The organism is Bartonella sp. AU55XJBT (genome assembly GCF_028618525.1).
Window position 1 is genome coordinate 15796 of record NZ_JAQITC010000013.1, and the last position, 22703, is coordinate 38498.

Consider the following 22703-nt stretch of genomic DNA (forward strand, 5'->3'; position numbering starts at 1 on the left):
TCAAAATATGTATTTCATATTTTTTATAATATGCGGTTTATAAAGATATTTTTTAACTGAGAATGCTAAAAATATTTTCAATGTTCTTATTATGAATCCATAAAAAGCATTCATTGGCATGTGTAGGATTGGTAGGTGGATAAAAAAATCGTTTAAGAAAGGAGATAATATAGTTTTGTGAATTGTGTTAAGAGGAGCGGATTTATAATATTAGAAGTTGGTAAAGAAAATAATGCACCTTAAGCGCAATGAGCGCTGTATCCGGTAGGATACTTTATATTATATCCGCAGCTGTTGTGCAATGGGGGTAGAAGAAATGAGAGATATATGAAAAAGCTGGTGAATGAGAAACATAGTATTGTTTTTTGAAAATGTGCTTTCTTAAAAGAATGCAATAAATAACAGGATGAAGTCATGTGTAATTTTGACTTTTTAAAGATATGGCTCTGAATGCTATAAAGTTGAATTAAATGGAGGCGGTAAAATAGGAACTGATTTTTATTTTATACGTTCTTATTCTTGCTAAATTAAGCTGTCTTGCCATGAAGATTGTCTAAAAGCAGATGTGTATGCTCCTTTGTTTTCCAACTTTGGCATATGGTTTGTCTGCTTACGGAGCATACATTTTTTCAATAAAAATTTATTGCAAGGATATTGGTTGTACAGTCTCTGGGAATTGATGAGGCAGCAGTTTAAAATAGGCCTTTTAAATGCCTGACAATCTATTAAAGTTTTTTACAGAGAAACTTTAGAGATGATTTTTGTCTTGTTTTTTAGCTCAATCTTTATAATTTTTTTGTAAAGACGACAGATTTAGAGTGTATTTCTTAGTCATTTTCTAATTCCATATTTACATAAAACACAAAAAATACTAATAAACTCAATACATCAAACCAAAACGTATTAAATTTTTCTCTTGGTTAAGTCTTTTGGTACGTTATGTCTTTATCTTTAGAAGGGGGGCAAAATTATGGTGTAATTATGGCTGGTCTATTTAAAAATCGTTTCTCCTTATGTACTTTTACAACCGCACTTATTTTTTTAACACATCATGTTGATGTTTTTGCGCACAATGCTGAATCTAAAATTCTCCCTGGAGAAAAGCAAGATTTATGTAATCAAAATGCAGCATTTTATCAGTGTTCTGATGGTAAACAGCATGAAATTAATAATAAAGTTTATTCGCTCACGGGGCAAAAGGTTAATGGTAATCATGGAGCCATAGAGGCGTCTAAGGAACGTACATTTATTCACGGTAAAAATATAACTGTTAAGGGTATTTTAGATCAAAAGAGTAATTCGGAAAAGAACTTTTGGAAATATGGCGTAAAGGTATCAGAAAAGGCGTACGTCTCTCTGTCCGAATCCACTTTGAGTGGGGTTTTAGTGGGAGTAGAATCTCAAGGTTACGGCATTGCGATATCTGGCGGATCGATTGATGCAATTGAAGTGGGGGCTTTTGCAGAAGGGAAATCTCACAGTAAACTTTATTTAACGAATACACAGGTGAACTTCGGTACTGTTGGGGTTAAAGCAGGAGAAAATGGATATTTAATTTTAGAGGGTGTCTCTATGAACTGCAAGGGTAATTCCGACAAGGTGGGACAAGGGCGGAATACAGAACATCAGAGTGATCATGCTGCTTTTCATATATCTGGAAATGGTTATGTTCAGTTTGTGAAGGGTTCTGTTGATGTTAGTGATGTTCATGGGCTTTTATTGCAGAAAAAGGGTGATCATGCTGATGATACTCATGCTAATATTGAAGATTCTAATATTACAGTGAAAGGGAATGCACTTTATGGTATGTACTTTAAAAATATGACAACATTAGCTGATCTGTTCAATGGAGGATCACCGCATGTTAAGGTGAGAAAGACTGCTTTTAAAGTTCCATATAGTACAGCTATTTATAGCAACAAATCTCGTGGTTCTATTAAGTTTTCAGAAAAATCTGAAATTTCTGGAGATTTATTGTTGAAGGCTGAAGGTGGCTCTTTAGTGAAGATTTTAGCTAATGATTCTATGCTTGTAGGGGGAGTGCATGTTGATGAAAATTCTTCTGCTGAATTTAAGTTGAGAGGTAGTTCGAAATGGACTTTGTCACGACCGAAAAATAAAACTTTACAAGTTTCTGATTCTATAGGTGTTTCGTCGGTTTCGTTGATCGAGCTTATTGATAGTTCTATTATTTTTGAGAAACCCGCAGATAATACAATGAATGATTATCAAACACTTCGTATTGGAAAAGGAGAGGGTGTTGTTTATAAAGCGCAGGGTGATGCGCATATTTATCTTAATACATATTTAAATAAAGGGGGAGATATTAAAAATCAAAAAACTGATAGGTTGTTAATTCATGGTGATATTAAAGGAAAAACCATAATACATGTGCAAAGCGTTTCAGGAAGTCCAGGAGGTGGTACAGGGCTTCATGGAAATGACAAAGGTATCTCAATTATTCAGGTTTCTGGAAAAGCAGGGGAAGGTTCTTTTCAGTTAGAGGGGGGGTATGTCACACTTGAAGACGGCCCCTATCAGTATAAGCTCTATGCTTATGGTCCAGCATTTCATTTAGGAAGAGCAAATGCGTCTCTAAATGCAAGTGTGTCTCAAAGATTAGTCGAAGGTGAAGGAGATTTTTGGGATTTCCGCCTCGAAAATGGATATATTGATTCTGATACTACATCTAAACCCACTCAGAATTCTAAGCTTGTGTCGGCTTCTCGTCCTAACCAAGGCGATAAAGCTGTTGTTCCGATGTCTTCTGCAGATAGTCTTTCTAAGATTGAAGATGTTTCCTCCTCTAGACGAGGTGTAAGATCTGTTGTTCCGCAAGTTCCAACTTATCTGCTTTTACCCAATAGTTTGCTCCAGGCTGGTTTGATGGATATCAGCAATCAAAACAAGCAGTTGGAGACACAGCGTGCTAATCCTCGTGGAATGTTGGAAATTCGTGAAAATCCTGCTTCATTTTTGCGTGGTTATGGGGGGAGTTCCCGTTATACTTCAGATTTGTCTGCGCTTGAATATGGTTACGGAGGCGATCTAGGGTATTATGCACTAGAGGCAGGTGTTTTGTTACAAAAAATTGAAAGTGTTGAGAATGTCATATCCTTTGGGGTTATGGGCTCTTACGGAAAGCTTTCTCTACAGCCTTTGAATGTTGAACAAAGCCAAAAAAGTACATTTGATAAATGGACTGCTACAGTCTATGGTAGTCTGCAGCATGATACAGGATTCTATGTCGATGGTCTTGCGTCTTATGGTTTTTTTAAGGGTGATGTTGTGACAACGGCACGGGGTAAGACAGCAACATTGAAGGGAAATCCTTTAAGTCTTTCTTTGATGAGTGGTCGAAAAGTTGCCACAGGATATGAAGGTGTTGTTTTTGATCCACAAGCGCAGGTTGTTTATCAATATCTTCAGTTTAATGAGGCTCGTGATATTGATCATTTTACTATCGAGATGGATAAGCTTGATCAATGGATGGTGCGTGTTGGTGGACGTTTGCTGAAGATTCTTGTTGCGCCTGAAAAGGATCGTGATGTTTCTTTCTATGGTAGAATTCATTTTGCTCATGATTTTGGCAAAGAAAGATCTGTGCGCTTTAAAGATTCTTTCCAGTTGGGAGCTTTTGGTTCTTCTCTAGAGGCTGGATTGGGTCTTAATGCCCGTTTGTCTCAAAATTTCACGTTTCATGGGGATTTGGTTTATCAGCATAAGTTGAGTAAAGGTGGTTTTTCTGGAATCAGTTTTTCTGGTGGATTGCGCTATCGTTTTTAGGCTGATCGCCTTTGGGGTTAATCTAAAAAACCACAAGTATCGCTTGTGGTTTTTTTTATTATTATTATTTTGTTTGCAACTTTGAAGATAAGCTTTTTTAAAGAATGTTTTTTGCATGAGAAAATTTGTTTCTTTTTAGAAACGAGATAAGGCTTTCTGAGGCTCTGTTTTTGCTTTTTATGCTGTTTTCCCTTTTACAGTCAACATACCGATTTATAATAATTTATTTTTTATATTGAATAAAAAATATGAATATCGTTGGGCTTTCTCATTTTAGATCTGTTCCACGTTGAATCAATCAAAATCATTTGTTTACACGTTACAAGGGGGAGTCCGTGTGAATAAAATGAGGATACGAAAGGAGCCCAAAAGTCTCTTATAAATTGCCTCAAAGGCCCAAAGGCTGTCGCAACATTTTAGGGTTGGTAACGTGGGGGATATATCGGCTTACTTATTCATCAGTGTAAAGATGGGATACTCAACGAATTGACCATTATATTCTTCCAAAGGGGGGGGCTATAGCGAAATGAGCTTCGATGCGTTGAGAGATGTGTCTTTCAAACAAGCATGCGAATTGGCAATATATCTATATTCTGTTTAGGGCGTTTGGTTTTTCGTGATGCTTGTGACTCTCTTAGAGAGCGCGATAAATATAAAGTGTGAAGCGGCAGTACGTTATCTCCTTTTGTATCAATTTACAAATTCTCTTGAGATCACTGCTTTGAGGTGTGGGGGATTTACGATGTCTATTTTTACGTGTTTTTTTAATAATGCAATTTTAAATTGTGATATTTTTAGATTATAGCTTTACATAAAGTGTGGAGTAGATATATAAAACACAAAACGTATTTTAAATTATCACACGTAGCCAAGGTTATTAAATAGAACGCGTGTTTTTTTATTTTTAGAGAAGGGGAAGAAAGTTTGTAGAAAATTATGCTTAAAAATCATCTCTCTTTATGTCGTTTTACAACGGTTATTTTTTTCTTTGTACACAATGCTGATGCTGGTGAAGTTTCTTCTCAGAAGAAGCAATATTCATGTAACGAAAGTGCTTCATTTTATCACTGTAATGATGGGAAAACGCATGAAATTTCTGAGAAAACTTATCAACTCACGGGTGAAAGTTCTGGTGCTGCCTTAGAGGCATCAGGGGAAAATACACTCATTGAAGGAACGGCGATAATCATTAACGGTGTTTCGAATGTAAATGGTCCTTCCGGACAAGGCGCTTGGACAACAGGTGTAAAAGCCTCAAAAGGGGGAGGCGTTGCTCTATTTGATTCCATGTTAAACGATGTATCGATAGGGGCTGATATTGACGAGGATGGCGCTTTTGAAATGCAGAACGGGGTGATTAAAGCAACCAGAATGGGGATCAGTGCTTCGAGTGAGCAGTCGCTTGTTTCTTTGACCAAGACAGAGATTAGGACACCTGCTGATGCGATCGGTCTTTTGAGTCATAATGGTGCAAAAATGTATATGAAAGGAGGAAAGATTGACTTTGCTGATGGTATTGGCGTTCAAACAGGAGGGGATGGAGAAATTAATTTAGAGGGTGTTTCTATTACCGGAAAGGGGAAACAGACGACAAATACAGATAATCATCGTGAAGCTTCTGCTTTTAGTATGCTTCAGGGGAAAGGCATGATTAATTTTGAGAAGGGCAACGTTAATGTTAACAATGCTCATGGCATTGTATTGCAGGGGAATAATCATAATGCTGCTCATATTAAATATTCCAATGTTTTTGTGAGAGGGAAGGCATTTCATGGTATGCACTTTTTTTGGGAAGCTGTCTTGGATGATAAAAAAACGATTATACCTGGAAAAGGGACTGTTCATTTGACCCAGACAACCTTTATGGCTCCAGAAAGTATGGCTATTTATAGCCGCGAATTTGAAAGTTCTGTTAAACTCTTACAAAATTCCAAAGTTTCTGGCGATTCACTTTTGAAAGCTATTGAACATTCCAATATCAAGATCGAAGCTGATGCTTCTACCTTACAAGGAAGCGCATATGTTGATGAAAGTTCTACAGCCAAGATAGTGTTAAAAAATGGTTCAAAGTGGATTTTATCGCGACCAAAAGTTGGACAATTACAAAACTCTGATGTGTCTGGTTCTAGGTTAAAAGATTATTCTTCTATTTCATCGGTCGAACTTATAGATAGTTCTCTTATTTTTGAGGAACTCAAATCCAAAACAACAGATGGTTATCAGACACTTCTCATCGGAAAAGGATCAGGGACTGTTTATAAGGCGCAAGGTAATGTGAATCTTTATCTTAATACCTATTTGGATAAAGGGGGAAAGCTTGAAGAGCAGAAAACTGATCGACTTTTAATCAATGGGGATCTTGAAGGAAAAACGATAGTCCATGTGTATAAGGTTCCTGGAAGCCCAGGGGCATTGACGGGAGAGGGCGGTAATGATCAGGGGATTTCCATTATTCAGGTTTATGGACAAGCTGCTGAAGATACTTTTCAGTTAAAGGGGGGGTATGTTACACTCGAAGATTCCCCTTATCAGTATCATCTTAAGAGTTATGGTCCAAGCTCTACTTTAGCGACTGCAGATTCCAATCAAAGAGTGCTTAAAAACACTGGAACATTTTGGGATTTTCGCCTTGAAAGTAAAGTGGTTGATTCTTCCTCTCTTGAACCCACTGAAATTTTTCCTGTTCTTGATGCTGTTGTTCCTCCTATTTCTGATGAGGTTCCTGCTTTTCCTAAAACTCATCCTAATATGACTGGAGGTGAAGAGGAGGTTATCGATCCTAATTCTCAGCAAAAAACTCAGGAGCCAAGTCTTTCTTCTCCTGTAGATTCTCCTGATAGGGATCCCCATCTTAAGACTGTATCTGATGCTTCCGATGTTTTTATGCTGGATGTTCCAAATCCTCTTCCTGTTTCTCCTCCCTCTCTTACACCTGTTATTCCAGTTATGACTCAATCTCATCCAGTTGTGCCAACATCTGGTTCTCCTATCCCGCCGTCTGTTCCTTCCACTCCTTCTGTTGTCTCTTCTGCGTCTGGTTCCCCTGTGTTATCCTCTGCCGCTCGCACTCCTTCTGCTGTTTCTTCCCCTGCGTCTGGTTCCCCTGTGTTACCCTCTGCCGCTCGCACTCCTTCTGCTGTTTCTCCCCCTGCGTCTGGTTCCCCTGTGTTACCCTCTGCCGCTCGCACTCCTTCCGTTGTTTCTTCTCCTGCGTCTGGTTCCTCTGTGTTACCCTCTGCCGCTCGCACTCCTTCTGCTGTTTCTCCCCCTGCGTCTGGTTCCCCTGTGTTACCCTCTGCCGCTCGCACTTCTTCCGTTGTTTCTTCCCCTGCGTCTGGTTCCCCTGTGTTACCCTCTGCCGCTCGCACTTCTTCCGTGGTTTCTCCCCCTGCGTCTGGTTCCCCTGTGTTACCCTCTGTCGTTCGTACTTCTTCTGTTGTTTCTCCCCCTGCGTCTAGTTCCTCTGTGTCGCCATCTGTTACTTCCCCTGTTTTTGAACTTTCTTCTCATTTTGAGTCAAATGTGAGAGCCGTTGTTCCACAGGTTTTGACTTATATTCTTGTGCCAAATACCTTATTTCATGCTGGATTGGTGGATATTGGTCATCAAAATAAGCAGTTGCAAACACTGCGAACTTTTTCTCGTCGATTGTTGAAAACTAATGAAAATCCGGCTTTATTTTTTCGTGGTTACGGGGGACATCATCGTTATACTTCCAATTTGTCTGCACTGGAATATGGATATGGAGGCGACCTTGATTATAATGCACTAGAGGCAGGTATTTTACTCAAGAAAATCGAAAATGCATACAGTACAACATCTTTCGGGATTATGGGAAATTATGGCAAGCTTTCTTTGCTGCCTCGAGAGGTGAAACAACGTCAAGAAAGTATATTTGATAAATGGACAATCACAGCATATGGGAGTATGCAGCATGATACGGGTTTTTATCTGGATGGTCTCTTCTCTTATGGTTTGTTTAATGGCAATGTTCTTACACGTGAGCGGGGTAAAACGGCTGCATTGAGGGGCAAGCCCTTAAGTTTTTCCTTAACGGCTGGTAAAACATTTATGATAGGTTGTCGATGTTTTATTTTTGAACCACAGGTTCAATTTGTTTATCAAAATCTTCAGTTTCATAACACACGCGATATTGATAATCTTAATATTGATATGCGAAGACCAGATCATTGGGGGATGCGTATTGGGGGGCATTTAACTAAAACACTGACATTAACGAAAGATGCACAGGTTCTTTCATTCTATGGTACACTTCATTTCGTTCGTAGTTTTGATGATAAACAATTTGTATATTTTAAAGATGCTTTTCAGCTTGGTTCTTTTGGTTCTTCTCTAGAAGCTGGATTTGGTGTCTATTCGCAATTATCCCCCAAAATGACTTTTCATAGTGATCTGATTTATAAGCATAAATTTACCAAAGCTGGCTTTTCTGGAACGCGTTTCTCTGGTGGATTAAGCTATCACTTTTAAATTTATTTCTCTTTAATCCATCTTTCGCAAAAGCAATAGACATAAAACATGACTTTATTGTGTTTTTTTTCTGATTTTTAACTTTACATATAATCCAAAACGAATTATATGAACGTCACATAATAGGAATAATCTATCGATGAGGTAGGTATATCTTTATGTGCTCTTACGATGTCTATTTTATTCTTTATGCATAATATAGATGTGAATGTGCAAGAGGAGCTTTCGTGTCGTTTTCTTTTAAAGTCCTGTTCATGTGACGCTTTTGAGGAGTGTAGGTTGTGTGCGTGATACTTGTTCAGATATTGCTGATAGCAGTTTTTCTGGTGTTTTGAAGGCAAAAAAGTTTGGTTAGGTAAGCATTAAGGTGAGGGAAGAGAGAAGTTTAGAGATTGATGGGGTTTTGGCGTTAAAAAACACTGATAAAATTTAATCAGGGATACTTGCACAAGAAAAAATAAAGAGTGTTTTGGATAAGTTCCCGTTACTGGAAGTGTTAAGAACACGGTCAATGATATTCAATGGAAAATTTCATATTGCCATTGGTTTTAAAGGAAAACAATGTGTGCGGTTTGGAGACCAATGCTCATTGGGGGCTTTTGGTTCTTCTCTAGAAACTGGAGTGGGATTGAATACGCAGTTGTCTTCAAACTTTGTATTTTATGGAGATGATCTTTTCAGGCGGGTTACGCTATCGTTTTTAGGGACTTATGAAATATAATTTGAATTTTACATAAGCTACAGAATGTTTTGTGAAGTATAAAATGAATATTTAAGTTTTATACTTCACACTATTCGTTTGTTTAAGTGAGCGTTATTGCGCGTATTTTTTATTTTTAAGTCAAGGGGGAAGAAGAAAAAATTGGGAATAGAATTATGATTAATGTATTAAGAGATTATAGATTTTTATTTATCACAACGGCTATAGTTTCTTTTTTGCCAATCGTGAGTGTTAATGCAAATTCTCATGATTTAGAAAATCTCTGTGATCCAAATGCTCAGTTTTATAAATGCAATGATGGTAAAAAACACACGATTAAAAATAAAACTTATCATTTAAAATATTCTCAACAACATATTTCTGATTCTGCTCCTATTTCAGCTCTATATGTAGAAAAAGCAGGTACAGTTGTTGATGCATCGCAGATAACTGTTACGGGTGATAGCGCAGATGAATTATACGGCTATGGTGCATTAGCAAAAGAGGCAGCTCATCTTAATCTAAAAGATTCAAATTTTAAGAATATACCTGCTCTTCATGCTGCAAGTGCGGTTATTCGCATGACAGATGGCACTATTACGGGGGTTTCTCACGCTATTTCTGCATTGGGTAAAGGAACAGATATTGCTTTAGTGAGTGTTAAGATTGAAACGACACCAAAAGAAACGACACAAAAAGAATTGAATGGTGTAGGAGAAATAGGTCTGATTAGCAGTTTTGGTTCAAAGATTAGGCTGTCAGGGAGTACCGTTACTTTTAATGGGAAAGGCGCGTTTTTATCACTTTATGGAGGCGAGTATAGTTTTGATAGTTCTGTCATTAAGGGCAAAGGAAAGCAAGAAACTGTTATCGTTGGTGAGAAAAGTGTCAATAAATTACCAGAAGCTTTTGATATCTCTCAAGGTGGCTTTGTTCAATTAAATAATAGTTCTATTGAACTGAGTGATATGCATGGTTTTTTGGTTAAAAGTTCTTCAGGGAATGTGAATAATAAAGCTAGGTTGTTGAGGCAAGAATTTAATTTAGCTGATGTGTTTAAGAAGACGAATATTAAGATTGAAAAATCCAATATTTCTGTTCAGGGGAAGGAAACCTATGGTCTATATTTTTATGGATTAGATTCCAATAATATATGGGGCAATATGAGAAATCTGGGAGCGCAAGGCGTTGCTCTGGAAAAGGCCTTTGTTCAGTTATCAAAGACAAATTTTTTAGTTCCAGAGGGGATTGCCATTTATGGTACGGGAGATGCTGGTTATGGGGCTGAAGCTACCCTTGAATTATCAGAAAATACAAAAATCTCTGCTGATTTATTGTTAAAAGCTGAAAATAATTCTTCTCTTCGTGTTCAAGCCTATTCTTCAACCCTTACAGGGGGAACACGCATTGAGGGTAGGGCTCGTATTGATTTGCAGTTAAGAAATAGTTCAACGTGGTATCTTACTAAGAGTAAATATCAAGGCTCACAAGAAGCCGACTTTACGGTTTCATCACTTTCTACTTTGAGCCTTTTGGATAGTACCGTTGTTTTTGAGAAATATGTCTCTCAAGATTATCAAACATTGTATATTGGAAACAAAATAAACAATGGAGACGATATGCATGCATTAGTCAATAGCAAGAAAACAGCTGGTATGGATGACGTGTCCAATAAAGTATACAGTGCGGAAGGTAATTCTCGGATTAAGATGAGCACATTTATGCATAATGATGGTTCATTTAATTCTCAACAAACGGATCGCATTTTGATCTATGGGGATGTTGAGGGAACCACCCTCATTGGGATGGAAAAATTTCAAAAAACTTCAGATAAAGAAGCAGGCAGTGAAAGGAGTCAAAGTGTTTCACTTATTCAAGTTGCAGGGACGGCAGAGGAAACTTCTTTTAAGTTACTCAACAGTTATACGACGGTAAATGGTTTTCCTTATCAATATAAACTTCGTGGCTATGGTCCAAGTTCTTCTTCTGGAAATGCAGATCCCCAAAATAGATTGGTTGCAGGGAAAGGTGATTTTTGGGATTTTCGTCTCGAAAGTGTTTACATTGGTTCTGAGTTAGATTCTTCTGAATCTGCTTCTAAGCCGACGCCTACAGTTATTCCCCCTCAATCTGAAGACGAAAAGCCAACAGAGACTATTTCGCCTGAACAACCACCTACTGTTAATCCTCCGCTTATACCTTCTACACCTGTTACGCCTGAACTGCCCTCTGTACCAACTGCTCCAGAGGATCCTTCTACTGTGCCTATGCCTTCTGCTCCTGTTGAGACCTCTACTGATGAGGTTATGCCATCTAAGCCATCTGTTCCAATCGTTCCTTCATCTACGGGCTCTGTTGCTCCTTCTTCCGTACCCGTTGAACCAAAGCCTTCTCAACCTGCTGCTCCTGTTGAGCCTTCGTCTCATCTTTCTGTTCCGTTTGATGTTCAGCCTGAACAAGGAATTAGAGCTGTTGTACCTCAATTGCCAACGTATCTTCTTTTGCCAAATGCTTTATTCCATGTGGGTTTGATGGAGATGACCACGCAAAATAAGATGTTAGAGACAATGCGGGGTGCTTTTTATTCTTTTGGAAGAGATGATAAAAACACAGCCTTTTTTCTGCGTGCTTATGGGGCAAGTCATCATTATGCTTCCAATTTATCTGCTTTTGAATATGGCTATGATGCTGAGCTTGATTATAATGCATTCCAAGCAGGTGTTTTGTTAAACGAGATTGAGAGTTTATATACGCGTACACTCTTTGGGGCTTTGGGAAATTATGGAAATCTTTCTCTAGCACCTCAGGAGGTTGAACAAAGTAAAAAAAGCCCATTGGGTAAATGGTCTATTGGGGCTTATGGAAGTCTACAGCATGATACGGGTTTTTATATTGACGGGGTTTTATCCTATGGTCTTTTTAAGGGAGATATTTTGACGCTTGCACGGGATAAGGTTTTGGCGTTAAAGGGAAAACAGTTTAGTGGATCTTTAACGAGTGGCAAAACGTTTGCAATAGGGAGTAAAGGCGTTGTTTTTGATCCACAGGTTCAGGTTATATATCAGCAACTTCAGTTTTATCAGGCATATGATGTTGATCATATTGATGTTGATTTGGGAAAATTTCATCAATGGATGGGGCGTGTTGGTGGGCGTTTAAGCAAGACGCTTGGAGTTGTGGAAGAGGGACGAGAGGTTTCTTTTTATAGTAAGCTTTCTTATTTGCATAATTTTGAAGATAAGCAATTTGTTTCTTTTAAAGATGATTTTCAGTTAGGTTCTTTTGGTTCTTCTTTGGAAGCAGGGCTTGGGTTTAATGCGCGTCTTTCTTCAAAATTTTCTCTTCATGGGGATGTAACCTATCGGCATCGGCTTAAAAAAGTTGGTTTTTCTGGTGCCAGTTTCTCTGCTGGATTGCGCCACCGTTTTTAAAAGAGGTCCATTGTACATTTTTATATGAAAGGCAGAAGATTTTTCTGCCTTTTTAATCTCTTAACTTATATTCCTTCATCAATATATGGTTATTTTTTTAAGTATAAAAGGTTACTATAAACGATTTTTTTGATTGATGATTGAAGTTACTCAAGATGCTTTCTTCTATGTAATGAGAAACTTTTCTAAAAGTTTTAATGTTGTGATATGAGGAAAGGTTTCATTATGAATGTGATAAAAATCTTTTATACTGAATGCTTTGTTGCGGAATCTTTCAAAAAAGGCGGTATTGTTGGTTGTTTTTTTAATATTAAAGTGGGCTAAGAATGGTTTTTTAAGCGTTTTTCTTAAGAGTTTTTAGGGTTATTTGTGTCCAATTTTATTCATTTTTTAAAGATGTTTCCTTGAGGATGTTAGAAAATATGTGTCCTTTTAGAAAAGGCTGAGAGAATTTGAGGTTAAATTATCATAAAAAGTAAAGGATGCTTGATCGTGTTTTTAGGGATGTTGTTTCTTTTTTGCAAATGATAGACACCAAGAGAAATTTTGATAAGATATAGAGTATTTGTTATTGCTCTAATAAGTGGGTGTCATCATTCTATTTTTTAGGATTCCAATATTGCAGTGATTTTAGCATTTGAAAGTATTCATAATTGGTTGATTCAATATAAATAGATTGGAACCGAGAGAATTTTATGATTTGAAGGACTTTCATTCCTACGTGTAAAACGATGAACACCCTTTATTAAACCAATTTGATATGTCTAGAAAAGAAACCGGATTGTCGATCAGAACAGGTAGGGAATTTTATTTTTTGAGGTATCAAGCGGCGGTCAAAAAAATTTTATTAAAAAAATAGTGTCGAGTTTTCTTCTTTTTATCGTAGGAATAAAGAGGCCTTTTCTTGTCTAAAGGGAGCCGCTAGCAAGGTGGAAGGCTTCATGATTATAAAGACTTTGGGGATTTGGGGGGAGGGTGTTTGCAACTTCTGTGAGTTCTAGAGATGTGTGGAGGTTCAGATTTCTAGAGGATTGCGTGGGTATTTTTATCGGCGATGGTTGTGCTTGTTGGTGTTTGGCTTAATCAGTGATATTAATTATACCACATTCACCATTTTCACTGCCGAAGGTGAGGGTCTGCCCTGTTTGATCCCAGTTGAGTGCTGAAATAGCGCTTTTTCCATACCCTTTTAAAAGAACTTCTTTTCCATCACGAAAATGTGCCGCTAAAATCATTCCATCATTGAAGCCTATGGCAACAATTTCTTCGCTTGGATGGCATGAAACGGTGCTAACAAGGGCATTTGCTCGTGTTCCAAGTTCTAGGGGTGTTTTTCCCATGGGGCCGTCTTTTGTATGAAAGGGCCAAACAATTGCAGCAGAAGCACCTGATGTTGCGAGCCATTTTCCTTTTGCACTCCAAGACCAGCTTTTGACTTTACTTGGGTAGCCACTCATCCGTAAATGTTGATGATCGGCAAGACGCCAGCCGTGTAAGGCGTTTTCTTGCATCGTGGAAATGACGTAGCGGTTGTCTGGTGAAAAGGTAACACCACAATGAGCGCCTTTCCATAGCAATGTGGTGGGAGATGTTTGTGTTGAGAGCCAATGAAGGGTAACGCCATTGTAATGGGCAATGGCAAGTCGTAAACCTTTGGGGGCAAAAGCCAAACCTTCTACACTGCGTTCATGTGGTAGCTCTTGTTGTTCTTTTCCAACATGTACAAATGCAAGACGTGCAGAGGAAAAGGCAAAAGCTTTTTGGGGACCAAAAGCAACGTTATTTATCCATTTGCGTTCTTTTTGACTGAGCAGTTCTGTGTGACCACCTACTGTTGTTTGACAGACTTTTCCATCTTCTCCTCCTGTGATGATCGCAGTCTTGTCATGGGAAAAATGACTTGAAATTATTCCTTGGTGAACTTCAAAGACTTGTGGGGTTGGGGTTAAAAAAACAATCAAACCTTCCACGGAAACAAAGGCTGGTTTATTGCCTATAAAACCACAGGAAAGGCAGTAACTTTGGAGATCATAATGGGTTATGTTTGGCATTGTCACTCATTTTATGCGCAATTTTCAAAATCAGTTTTTAATTTTTCGCCATCAAGAGAGCGGCCGATAAAAACAAGGCGGCTTTCTCGTTTTTCATCCTCACGCCATGGGCGTTGGTGTTGTCCCTCAACAAGCATATGAATACCTTGAATGACATAACGATCATCATCTCCTTGAAAGGCAATAATGCCTTTAAGACGCAAGATATTAGGCCCTTGTTGCTGCGTAAGCTGTTGGATCCAAGGGAAAAATTTTTCTGGTTGCAGGGCACCTGTTTTTAAACTAACAGAAGTGACGGTAATATCATGAATGCTGGATGTGTGATGATGATGCTCATGATGGCAATCGGGGCCACACACATGATCTTCAGATTGGTTTGTATGCTTGTCATCAAGAAAATGAGGTTCATGGTCTAGGGTTCGTTGGAGATCAAAGAAACCACGATTGAGAAGTTTATCAAGAGGAATCTTGGTGCGCTGTGTTGTATAGAGTATAGCGCGAGGATTAATGGCAAGAATAAGAGATTCTGCATGGGTATGTTCTTGTGCCGTGACGAGATCAATCTTATTTAAAAGAACGATGTCTGCGAAGGCAATTTGCTCTTCAACTTCACGACTTTTTTGCAGTTGAGAGGGCAAATGCTGTGCATCAACGACAGCTATGACACTGTCAAGCGTTGTTTTTTCATGGACAGTATCATCCATGAAAAAGGTTTGTGCTACGGGAACCGGATTGGCAAGTCCTGTTGTTTCTATAATAATCGCATCAAATCGATGAGAACGTTGCATCAAACTTTCCAGAATGCGAATGAGATCGCCCCGCACAGTGCAGCAAACACAGCCGTTATTCATTTCATAAATTTCTTCATCTGATTCAATGATCAGGTCATTATCAATCCCAATTTCACCAAATTCATTGACAATGACAGCATAACGTTTGCCATGATTTTCACTGAGAATGCGGTTGAGAAGGGTGGTTTTTCCTGCGCCAAGATAGCCCGTGAGAACCGTAACAGGAAGTTTTTTTTTGGGTGTCGTTTCCATGGAGAGACCTTTTATTGTTCTTTATTGCCATGTGTTTATGTTAAATCGCTTGATATCATCAAGTAAATCACGAAGCTGAGACAGAACATGAGAAAAGATTGCTTTACCGGCTTGGGGGGTTGCTTTGCTTGCATTTCCTGCTGCACCTTGCGTGTTGAGATCACGCATTGTCCAGCCAAAAGCATGAGGACCATAAGCGCGTAAATAGCGATAATTGGCAATCATATCCGCTTGTTTATTATGAAAATTTTTTGCCTTTTCCATATGGACTTTTTCTGGGGCTAAATAGAGCATGAGAGAGGTTTCGATAAAACCTCCATGGATATCAAGAGGCTGTTGAGAAGGTTCTATCAGACCTTGTGGCAAACCAAAACGGCTCCAGCTTGTTGCTACAGCAAGCATGGAAAGGCGCCTTCTCAATTCGGTGATAACAATGCTCATTAAAGGTGAATTGCCACCGTGAGCATTGAGAAGAAGAAGACGGTTGATCCCTTTGTCATAGCAGTTTTCACCAATCTTTATCCAGCGCTTAATCGCATCAGAAAAGGTCAGGGTTTGTGTTCCTGTGATATCCATATGTTCTATAGAATAGCCAATTTTTTCAACTGGTAAAAGGGCGATATGAAATTGTTCTTTTGTTTCTAACGTGAGGGCTTTTGCAAAAGCTTCAGCAATAATCCAGTCGGTTTCAAAGGGAAGGTGCTCTCCGTGATATTCATGTGCGCCCAAAGGTAAAAGAGCGAGAAAAGGTGTGTTAGATACCATAAATTATTGCCCAAAAGAGGAGTTCATATAGATAAAGTGATCAAAGGTGCTGTCACTATTTAATCTATCTATAAGAGAAACGCAAATAGGTGTATTTTTACATCCCATAGGGATATTCTAAAAATGAGAGCTTTATTAAAAATAGTGAAAGGTTTTACTGAGAGAAGCTAACACAGTTTTGATGGAATATGCGCTACCCCTTCTAAAGATCGATAACTTCTGTAAGCATTTTTGATTGTGTCTTTTTGCTTTTAATCAGGATTCTTGCGCTGTGAATTCAAGTTTACATAGATGTCTTACAAAAGAATGAAAATGTTTGTACACGCATTTTACTTTGAAGAGTGTCTTAACAGATTTTAGTGTTTATGAAGAAAAAATGAATGTAATGAGAAGAATTTACATGAGATGAAATCACATAATGACACTATATTGATTTATAAAGAGTGTTTATTTTTTCATGTTGAATGAGAGTCTCGAAAATCATAAGATTTTTTTATTCCAAACCTGTTCCATTTTGAGTAAATAAAAACCATGTCTCTTACACATCACAAGTAGATTAGCTGTAAGGCGTGAAACTGTACAGGTATGCTTCTTATAAATCACCTCAAATGCTAAAAGTTTGGTCTTGCAACTCGACGCGCAGCGTCGCGAAATTGTAGAGAGCTTGATGAGTTTATAATTTGTTGAGTGATCAGATGATAAAGAAGAAGCATCGTTGAAACTAAGATAAACAGAACCCCATTGTGTTGCACGTCGCTTGTTTTAAAGAAAAAGCAAGTATTCAAGCCTATTTTGTAATGCTGTACGTTGAAGAGTATAACGGTAAATCCCTATAATAGAAAAACGATTGTATACGATCATCTTTATACTTGTTGAAGTAAAAGGGAGGTGCCAGCATATACTTTGTCATCTTGCGATTTTTGCAACATCCCTTGGTGCTTAAAATACCTCATAAGTGATATTTTTTTCTTTAAGGTTTTCTCCCTATACATCACTTTCGCCCTATACATCACTTTCGTTTGTGCTTTGTAAGCAAATAAATTTGATTGATTCAATATAAAAAGCGTTAAACTTAAGGGAAATTTATAATCATTAGGTGGTCTTTCATTCAAACATGCAAAACAATGAATCATGATTATAAATCAGTCTTTTTCTTTTAAGATGAGCCGTGGATACATTGATTGATCAAGATTGGGATTGATCAAGATTGGGATTGATCAAGATTGGGATTGATCAAGATTGGGATTGATCAATATTAGTTTTCGAGGGCTATTTTTTTTAAGTTGTTTATTTTGAAGCTGGTCCTTCAAAAACGTGATTTTTTCATAGGTTGCTCTATCACGTTTTCTTCAAATATTTAAACATTTTTTTATTAAAATTTTAATCACGCTTATAGTGAATATAGTATATGTATAATAGTTAATATAGTATATATATAAAAATAAATTGTTAGGAAATAGTTTTTATTATTATTTTACTTTTTTATTTAAATAAAAATATGGTAATATGGGTTTATGTTTCACATATTTAAAAATAATTTTTATTGCTCTATTTTTATAGCATTCATTCTTTTTTTTTGCACAAGGTGCAGAAAGGCATATGAATATTGCTAAAGAGTTCTTTCAAAGAGAGTTATTTTTTATTCATCAAGAGAAAAATATAGTAGCTCGAAATATAGATAAGGCTGTGATCTATCCTATTGAAGAAAAAAATAAGCTAACTTTCATAAAAGCTAGGAAAGAGAATTGTTTTTCAGTATTTTGGGGAATTATCTTATTTTTCATGAATATCTTAATATTTGGTTTTAGATAGTTTTCTAGCGCTTTTGTGTTGTTTATAATGTTTTGTAAATCTGATAAGTTGATTCAGTTTATAAGTGCATTTTATCAATTTTGAAAATAGAGTTCTTGAAGAATCTTTTACGCTTTATAACCATTTTATTCAAAAAATAGGACAGACTTTTAAGGTTTATTGGTGAAAATATATTTATTCTAGATCGCGGTTTTTATTTGCTCGCGATTTTATTTTTCGACATTATCAAGAGCAAATCTGTACCATATCGATGAGTGATGTAAGATATAATAAAGGATCCTTGAAGTGCTATTCCATCTTTCTCTGATCTCAATAATAGAGAAGTATTTTTATTGATATTTTTTAAGGTTATATGGTTTTAAAATTTATTGTCATTTCAATGTATTTATAAAATTTATAGTCTATACTTTTTAAATGAATTTAGTTTTTGAAGCTTTATTTTGCTGTGAAATTTGATAAATTTTTATTACTTTGAAGTATATTGATAAAAATTATTACTTTTATCCTCTTAATTTAATAGCATCAATGATAAATGATTCTATTGTAAAAATAAGAAATTACTCTTGATATTCATAAATATTTTTAAAATTATAGATAATAATGAAGTATTACATTTTACTTTGATAAGTTTTTTTGTAATGTGAGGCGATGTTTAATTTTGTTCGCCATGTTTTATAGTCATTTGATTTTAAAATAAATTTTCTTAACTAGGTTGTTTAGAAATTTTCTAGTATTGTTGTTATTATTTTTAAAATTTAAATTATTTTGTTTTTATATCTTTACATTCAATACATAATGTATTATATTTAATATAAAGTTACATATAATATATCATATTGTGTTATTTATTTTTATATATAAATATTCTTTCACTTTTTCAGTGAAGAAAAAGAGGAGCAAACGAAGCTATGTTTAAAGTATTTAAAAATCGTGTATGTTCATTTACTTTTACACTCCTTATTCTTTTTTTTGTACAAATTATAGAAGGGAATGCGAGTTTTGTAAAAAATCAATTTCAAGAGAGAATGGCAGTTACTGTTTCTACAGTAGACAACAATGCAGTTATTAAAGCTGTGGAGAGAGCTGTTATTTACGGCATTGAGGAACAAGATGGCGTTGCTTTTGGAAAAATTGAGAAAGTTTCTGCATATTCAGGTAACGTCTTTTGGGGTGGGATAGGTGTTTTCTCGCTTCTTGCTTCTTTATGTGTTGGGGATATTGTTGGGACTTTTATCTCTCTTTTAGGAATATTCTGTACATTTTAGGAGAAAACTCATCGACTTTGTCGATGAGTTTTTCTTTTATTTCCTTATTTTGAAAAAAACAATATTTGAAGTTGTTCGTGCTGTATTGGATAGGAGAAGAGCGACTATTAATACTAAAAACTATTATTAAAGTTCAACATCTTGCAATTGATGTTTTTTCTTTTCAAAGTGGTGTAACCGGATTTTTATAGTTTATGGTTATTTTCTCTTCTAATGTGCATGACTGATGGTAATTTGTCATTATAAATCAAACTATTAAATTAAAAATAAACTTACTGCTTTATAAATATTTACCATTTTAAATCTGTATATGTTGGATTTATCAAAAGCGTTTTTTGTATACAACAAATTGTATTTGTGGATGGATAAAAATTATTTAAAAAAGGGGTAAAATTTTTCTCATGAATTAGTCTCTAAGGCTTAAGAGCTACCGTTATAGGAAAATAAAATGATGCTGCTGGTTTCGTATATTTATGGCATAAAGATAGTGATACATAGCGAATCTTAGACCACCTCATGGGGATTTTGGTATGATATTGATGCGCACTGTTCGTGAGAGTGAGGTGGTGATGGGCGGCGTTGAAAAATGTGTTGATTCAAACAGAAACCTGAATGTGTAATACAAGTGTATTCTGGGTGTTCTGTTGCGTAAGGGAAGGGGGCTGTTAAGGAAGGGGATAAGAAGGAAATGCATGAGTGGAAGGAAAGAGAAAGAAAGTATAAGGTATTGTTTTACATAAGTATTTTCAATTCATGAGATCTTCACGAAGGAAATATGATGAATTCAAAATGCATTTATTTTTTATGCGTTACTTTCCTATAGAAAAGAAACGTTGTTCCTTATCATCAATGGATTTTTATATTAGAGTAAGAAGAGGATATTTATAGTTTGGCCGGAGAAGGGCAATCAAGCAAAAGATCTTGTTTGGCACGAAGACGGGCAATCCATTGATCTTCACGGATAGCCGTATTATGTACTGTAATGAGTTCATTTTTTTTGATGGCAGCTGTGACTGTTGCTTTTTCTAAAAGACCACAAGGAATAGCGTGGTGGGCGCGTGCTTCTGCAATATTCATGATCCAAGCACGATACGTATAAAGACCGATAAAATCTAATTGATCGCCTGGGTATAAGTCTTTTTTAGCGACAGCACAGACTTCTACTACGGGGTGGTTGAGAGGAACCATATCTTTTTTACCATAAAGCATCACGCGCGCACAGGTGAGGGGAACTTCCATTGCTGTGAGATGATAGGGGCGGTGAAAGGTGAAGTAAGGTCCTTGACCGATTTTTAAATCTTCCATACGCTCGCGTAAACGTGGGTGTGCTATTTCTGCAATGACAAAGACACCTGGAGAAACACCTTGACCTGTTGAATAATCCACCACACCATATTGCTGCAAAATGCCGCCATCTTGTTTTGGGATAAGGATTTTGTTTAAATCTTGCAGTGTTGCTTGGGGGCCATGCATTCCTGGGCAATCAGGGAGAAGTCCAGTGGCATTGGCAATGGCTGCCATTTCAACCATCGTTTTGGAACCATCAATAAATTCAACCAACATGCGCACATTCATATTACGCTGTAATGCTTCTTCTTCGTAAGCATCGGGTGTGGCATCAAAGAGCAGAGGATTATTTTTTCCCTTCCCCGCTGCCACAATTTTATGCCCAAGAGCTGAAACAAATTCGATGAGTTCCATGCAGGAAGTCGGTTCATCACCAGCACCAAGGGTATAAATAAGTCCTCGTTTTTCTGCTTCATATTTCAGATATGCGCCAATCGTAACATCGGCTTCAACATTCATCATGACAAGATGTTTGTTGTTTTCAAGCGCTTTAAAGCCAATTTCTGCTCCCGCTTCAGGATAGCCTGTTGCATCAACGATAATATCAATTTGTTCATGGCGTAAAACAAGGTCAATGTCATCTGTTGCTGCAATCAAACCTTTTTCAATGCTTTGCGTGAGGGCATGAGCATTTTCAACTTCACAGACATGTCCCTCTTCGCCATAGGCAAGTGTTGCAGCATCAAAAATACGTGACGGTGTCCTCGTGGCTACAGCAGCGACTGTTATTCCCTCCATTTGCGCAATACTTGATAATAAATCTGTGCCCATCTCCCCACAACCAATCAGTCCAATACGGATAGGAGGGTGGTTTTCTGCACGTTGCTTCAAATCATGCGCTAAACCTGTTAGGTTTACATTGCTTGCCATTCTTTTTTCCCATTTGAAAACTATTCTACTAAAAGAGATTTTTCATTCATAAGGTGTATTTGTTTTTAAGACAATTAATCTTTTATTCTTGATGCTCTAATCAATGGGTTTTATAAAAGCAAGGGGGATGATTGCTTTTATAAAATAAAATAGGAATAGCCGTTATGCAGCAAAAAATCACAGTACAAGATGTCACTACTTTTATTGGAAAAGAAATGGGATTATCGCAGTGGCGTCTTGTTACACAGGATATGATTAATCAATTTGCATGCGCTACAGATGATCATCAATGGATACACGTTGATGAGGAAAAGGCTAAAAAGACACCTTTTGGGGGAACGATTGCTCATGGGTTTTTAACATTATCGCTTTTGTCTACGCTTGCTTATGAGGCTCTTCCAGAGTTAGAAGGGGCTACAATGGGGATTAATTATGGTTTTGATAAAGTACGCTTCATGAGTCCTGTGAAAACAGGAACACGGGTACGTGCGCGTTTTGTGCTTGATGATGCAGAAATTCGCCCTTCTGGTCGCGTGGTCTTCCATTATGGGATTACAGTGGAAGTGGAACAGTTAAAAAAACCAGCCCTTACGGCTCAATGGCTTATTGTTGCTGTCATGGGAGAAAAATTTTCCAATCCTTAAGATGATTTGCGTGCTTTATTTGATAAAAATTTTCATACGATTTTATAAGAATTTTCTTCGATGATAACATTGAAAATATATTGATTTATAAGGATAATCTCGTGTTATTCATCCTGAATGCGATTCCAGAATATCGTAAGATCCTCTCATTTTAAACGCATTCCATGTTGAAACAATCAAAACCACTTATTTGCACGTTTAAAAGCGGGGAAGCTTGTATGGAGTAAAACTATACAAGAAAAGTATGCCTTTGTCTCAACTATCAAGGGATGGGGTACAACATTGGATGTTGGAAAAGTGTCTGATGGTACCGGCTTACTTTTTTATAAAGCGTAAAGATGGAGGTTCAATGGATTGACTATTATACCATTTACGGCTGCTGTTGCGAAATGGACGTGGAAACTTTGATGTATTTTAAAAAGCGCATGAATATATGAGCCGAGTCTTATTGCATTTGGGGCATTTTATTTTATGAGCAGGTTGTGATCCGTTAAAAAC

12 protein-coding genes are annotated in these 22703 nt (G+C 37.0%); 7 read left to right on the forward strand and 5 right to left on the reverse strand.

Going from position 1 to position 22703, the window contains the following annotated elements; all coding sequences use genetic code 11:
- Nucleotides 1-981: 981 nt before the first annotated feature.
- From PVV70_RS07495 to PVV70_RS07510, 4 genes are all read left to right on the forward strand, one after another.
- Nucleotides 982-3786, forward strand: coding sequence for an autotransporter outer membrane beta-barrel domain-containing protein (locus tag PVV70_RS07495; RefSeq protein ID WP_273758645.1), 2805 nt, complete (start codon nt 982-984; stop codon nt 3784-3786).
- A 936-nt stretch (nt 3787-4722) separates the two neighbouring features.
- The gene (locus tag PVV70_RS07500; protein ID WP_273758646.1) at nt 4723-8277 is read left to right on the forward strand and encodes an autotransporter outer membrane beta-barrel domain-containing protein; all 3555 of its coding nucleotides are present in this window, start codon (nt 4723-4725) and stop codon (nt 8275-8277) included.
- 469 nt (nt 8278-8746) lie between these two features.
- A complete protein-coding gene (locus tag PVV70_RS07505; protein WP_273758647.1) occupies nt 8747-8998 on the forward strand; it encodes a hypothetical protein in 252 nt (83 codons plus the stop codon).
- Nucleotides 8999-9153: 155 nt separating this feature from the next.
- On the forward strand, nt 9154-12408 hold the full coding sequence (locus PVV70_RS07510; RefSeq protein WP_273758649.1) for an autotransporter outer membrane beta-barrel domain-containing protein: 3255 nt from the start codon (nt 9154-9156) through the stop codon (nt 12406-12408).
- Between the two features lie 1079 nt (nt 12409-13487).
- On the opposite strand, the gene PVV70_RS07515 is transcribed toward PVV70_RS07510, so the two are convergent.
- The 4 genes from PVV70_RS07515 to PVV70_RS07530 all read right to left on the reverse strand — a co-directional run bounded on the left by PVV70_RS07515 (nt 13488) and on the right by PVV70_RS07530 (nt 17400).
- Nucleotides 13488-14459: a WD40 repeat domain-containing protein gene (locus PVV70_RS07515; RefSeq protein WP_273758650.1), complete on the reverse strand. Its 972-nt coding sequence runs from the start codon at nt 14457-14459 to the stop codon at nt 13488-13490.
- A gap of 11 nt (nt 14460-14470) precedes the next feature.
- Nucleotides 14471-15502, reverse strand: coding sequence for a GTP-binding protein (locus PVV70_RS07520; RefSeq protein WP_273758651.1), 1032 nt, complete (start codon nt 15500-15502; stop codon nt 14471-14473).
- 21 nt (nt 15503-15523) lie between these two features.
- Nucleotides 15524-16267 (reverse strand): creatininase family protein, encoded by a 744-nt coding sequence (locus tag PVV70_RS07525; RefSeq protein WP_273758652.1) that lies wholly within the window; start codon nt 16265-16267, stop codon nt 15524-15526.
- An 863-nt stretch (nt 16268-17130) separates the two neighbouring features.
- Entirely contained in the window at nt 17131-17400 is a 270-nt protein-coding gene (locus PVV70_RS07530; protein ID WP_273758653.1) for a hypothetical protein, read from the reverse strand.
- 466 nt (nt 17401-17866) lie between these two features.
- On the opposite strand from PVV70_RS07530, the gene PVV70_RS07535 reads away from it, so the two are divergent.
- Both PVV70_RS07535 and PVV70_RS07540 read left to right on the forward strand, forming a co-directional pair.
- Nucleotides 17867-18079: a hypothetical protein gene (locus PVV70_RS07535; RefSeq protein WP_273758654.1), complete on the forward strand. Its 213-nt coding sequence runs from the start codon at nt 17867-17869 to the stop codon at nt 18077-18079.
- 908 nt (nt 18080-18987) lie between these two features.
- Nucleotides 18988-19344, forward strand: a complete 357-nt coding sequence (locus PVV70_RS07540) for a hypothetical protein (RefSeq protein WP_273758655.1) — start codon at nt 18988-18990, stop codon at nt 19342-19344.
- A gap of 882 nt (nt 19345-20226) precedes the next feature.
- On the opposite strand, the gene PVV70_RS07545 is transcribed toward PVV70_RS07540, so the two are convergent.
- Entirely contained in the window at nt 20227-21561 is a 1335-nt protein-coding gene (locus PVV70_RS07545; RefSeq protein ID WP_273758656.1) for an NAD(P)H-dependent oxidoreductase, read from the reverse strand.
- Nucleotides 21562-21725: 164 nt separating this feature from the next.
- Between PVV70_RS07545 and PVV70_RS07550 the strand changes: the two genes are divergently transcribed.
- The gene (locus PVV70_RS07550; protein ID WP_273758657.1) at nt 21726-22205 is read left to right on the forward strand and encodes a MaoC family dehydratase; all 480 of its coding nucleotides are present in this window, start codon (nt 21726-21728) and stop codon (nt 22203-22205) included.
- Nucleotides 22206-22703 lie beyond the last annotated feature (498 nt).

Coding starts and splice junctions, on each gene's coding strand:
- PVV70_RS07495 (WP_273758645.1), top strand. CDS start 982: ATGGCTGGTCTATTTAAAAATCGTTTCTCCTTATGTACTTTTACAACC.
- PVV70_RS07500 (WP_273758646.1), top strand. CDS start 4,723: ATGCTTAAAAATCATCTCTCTTTATGTCGTTTTACAACGGTTATTTTT.
- PVV70_RS07510 (WP_273758649.1), top strand. CDS start 9,154: ATGATTAATGTATTAAGAGATTATAGATTTTTATTTATCACAACGGCT.
- PVV70_RS07515 (WP_273758650.1), bottom strand. CDS start 14,459: ATGCCAAACATAACCCATTATGATCTCCAAAGTTACTGCCTTTCCTGT.
- PVV70_RS07520 (WP_273758651.1), bottom strand. CDS start 15,502: ATGGAAACGACACCCAAAAAAAAACTTCCTGTTACGGTTCTCACGGGC.
- PVV70_RS07525 (WP_273758652.1), bottom strand. CDS start 16,267: ATGGTATCTAACACACCTTTTCTCGCTCTTTTACCTTTGGGCGCACAT.
- PVV70_RS07530 (WP_273758653.1), bottom strand. CDS start 17,400: ATGATTCATTGTTTTGCATGTTTGAATGAAAGACCACCTAATGATTAT.
- PVV70_RS07535 (WP_273758654.1), top strand. CDS start 17,867: ATGAATATTGCTAAAGAGTTCTTTCAAAGAGAGTTATTTTTTATTCAT.
- PVV70_RS07540 (WP_273758655.1), top strand. CDS start 18,988: ATGTTTAAAGTATTTAAAAATCGTGTATGTTCATTTACTTTTACACTC.
- PVV70_RS07545 (WP_273758656.1), bottom strand. CDS start 21,561: ATGGCAAGCAATGTAAACCTAACAGGTTTAGCGCATGATTTGAAGCAA.
- PVV70_RS07550 (WP_273758657.1), top strand. CDS start 21,726: ATGCAGCAAAAAATCACAGTACAAGATGTCACTACTTTTATTGGAAAA.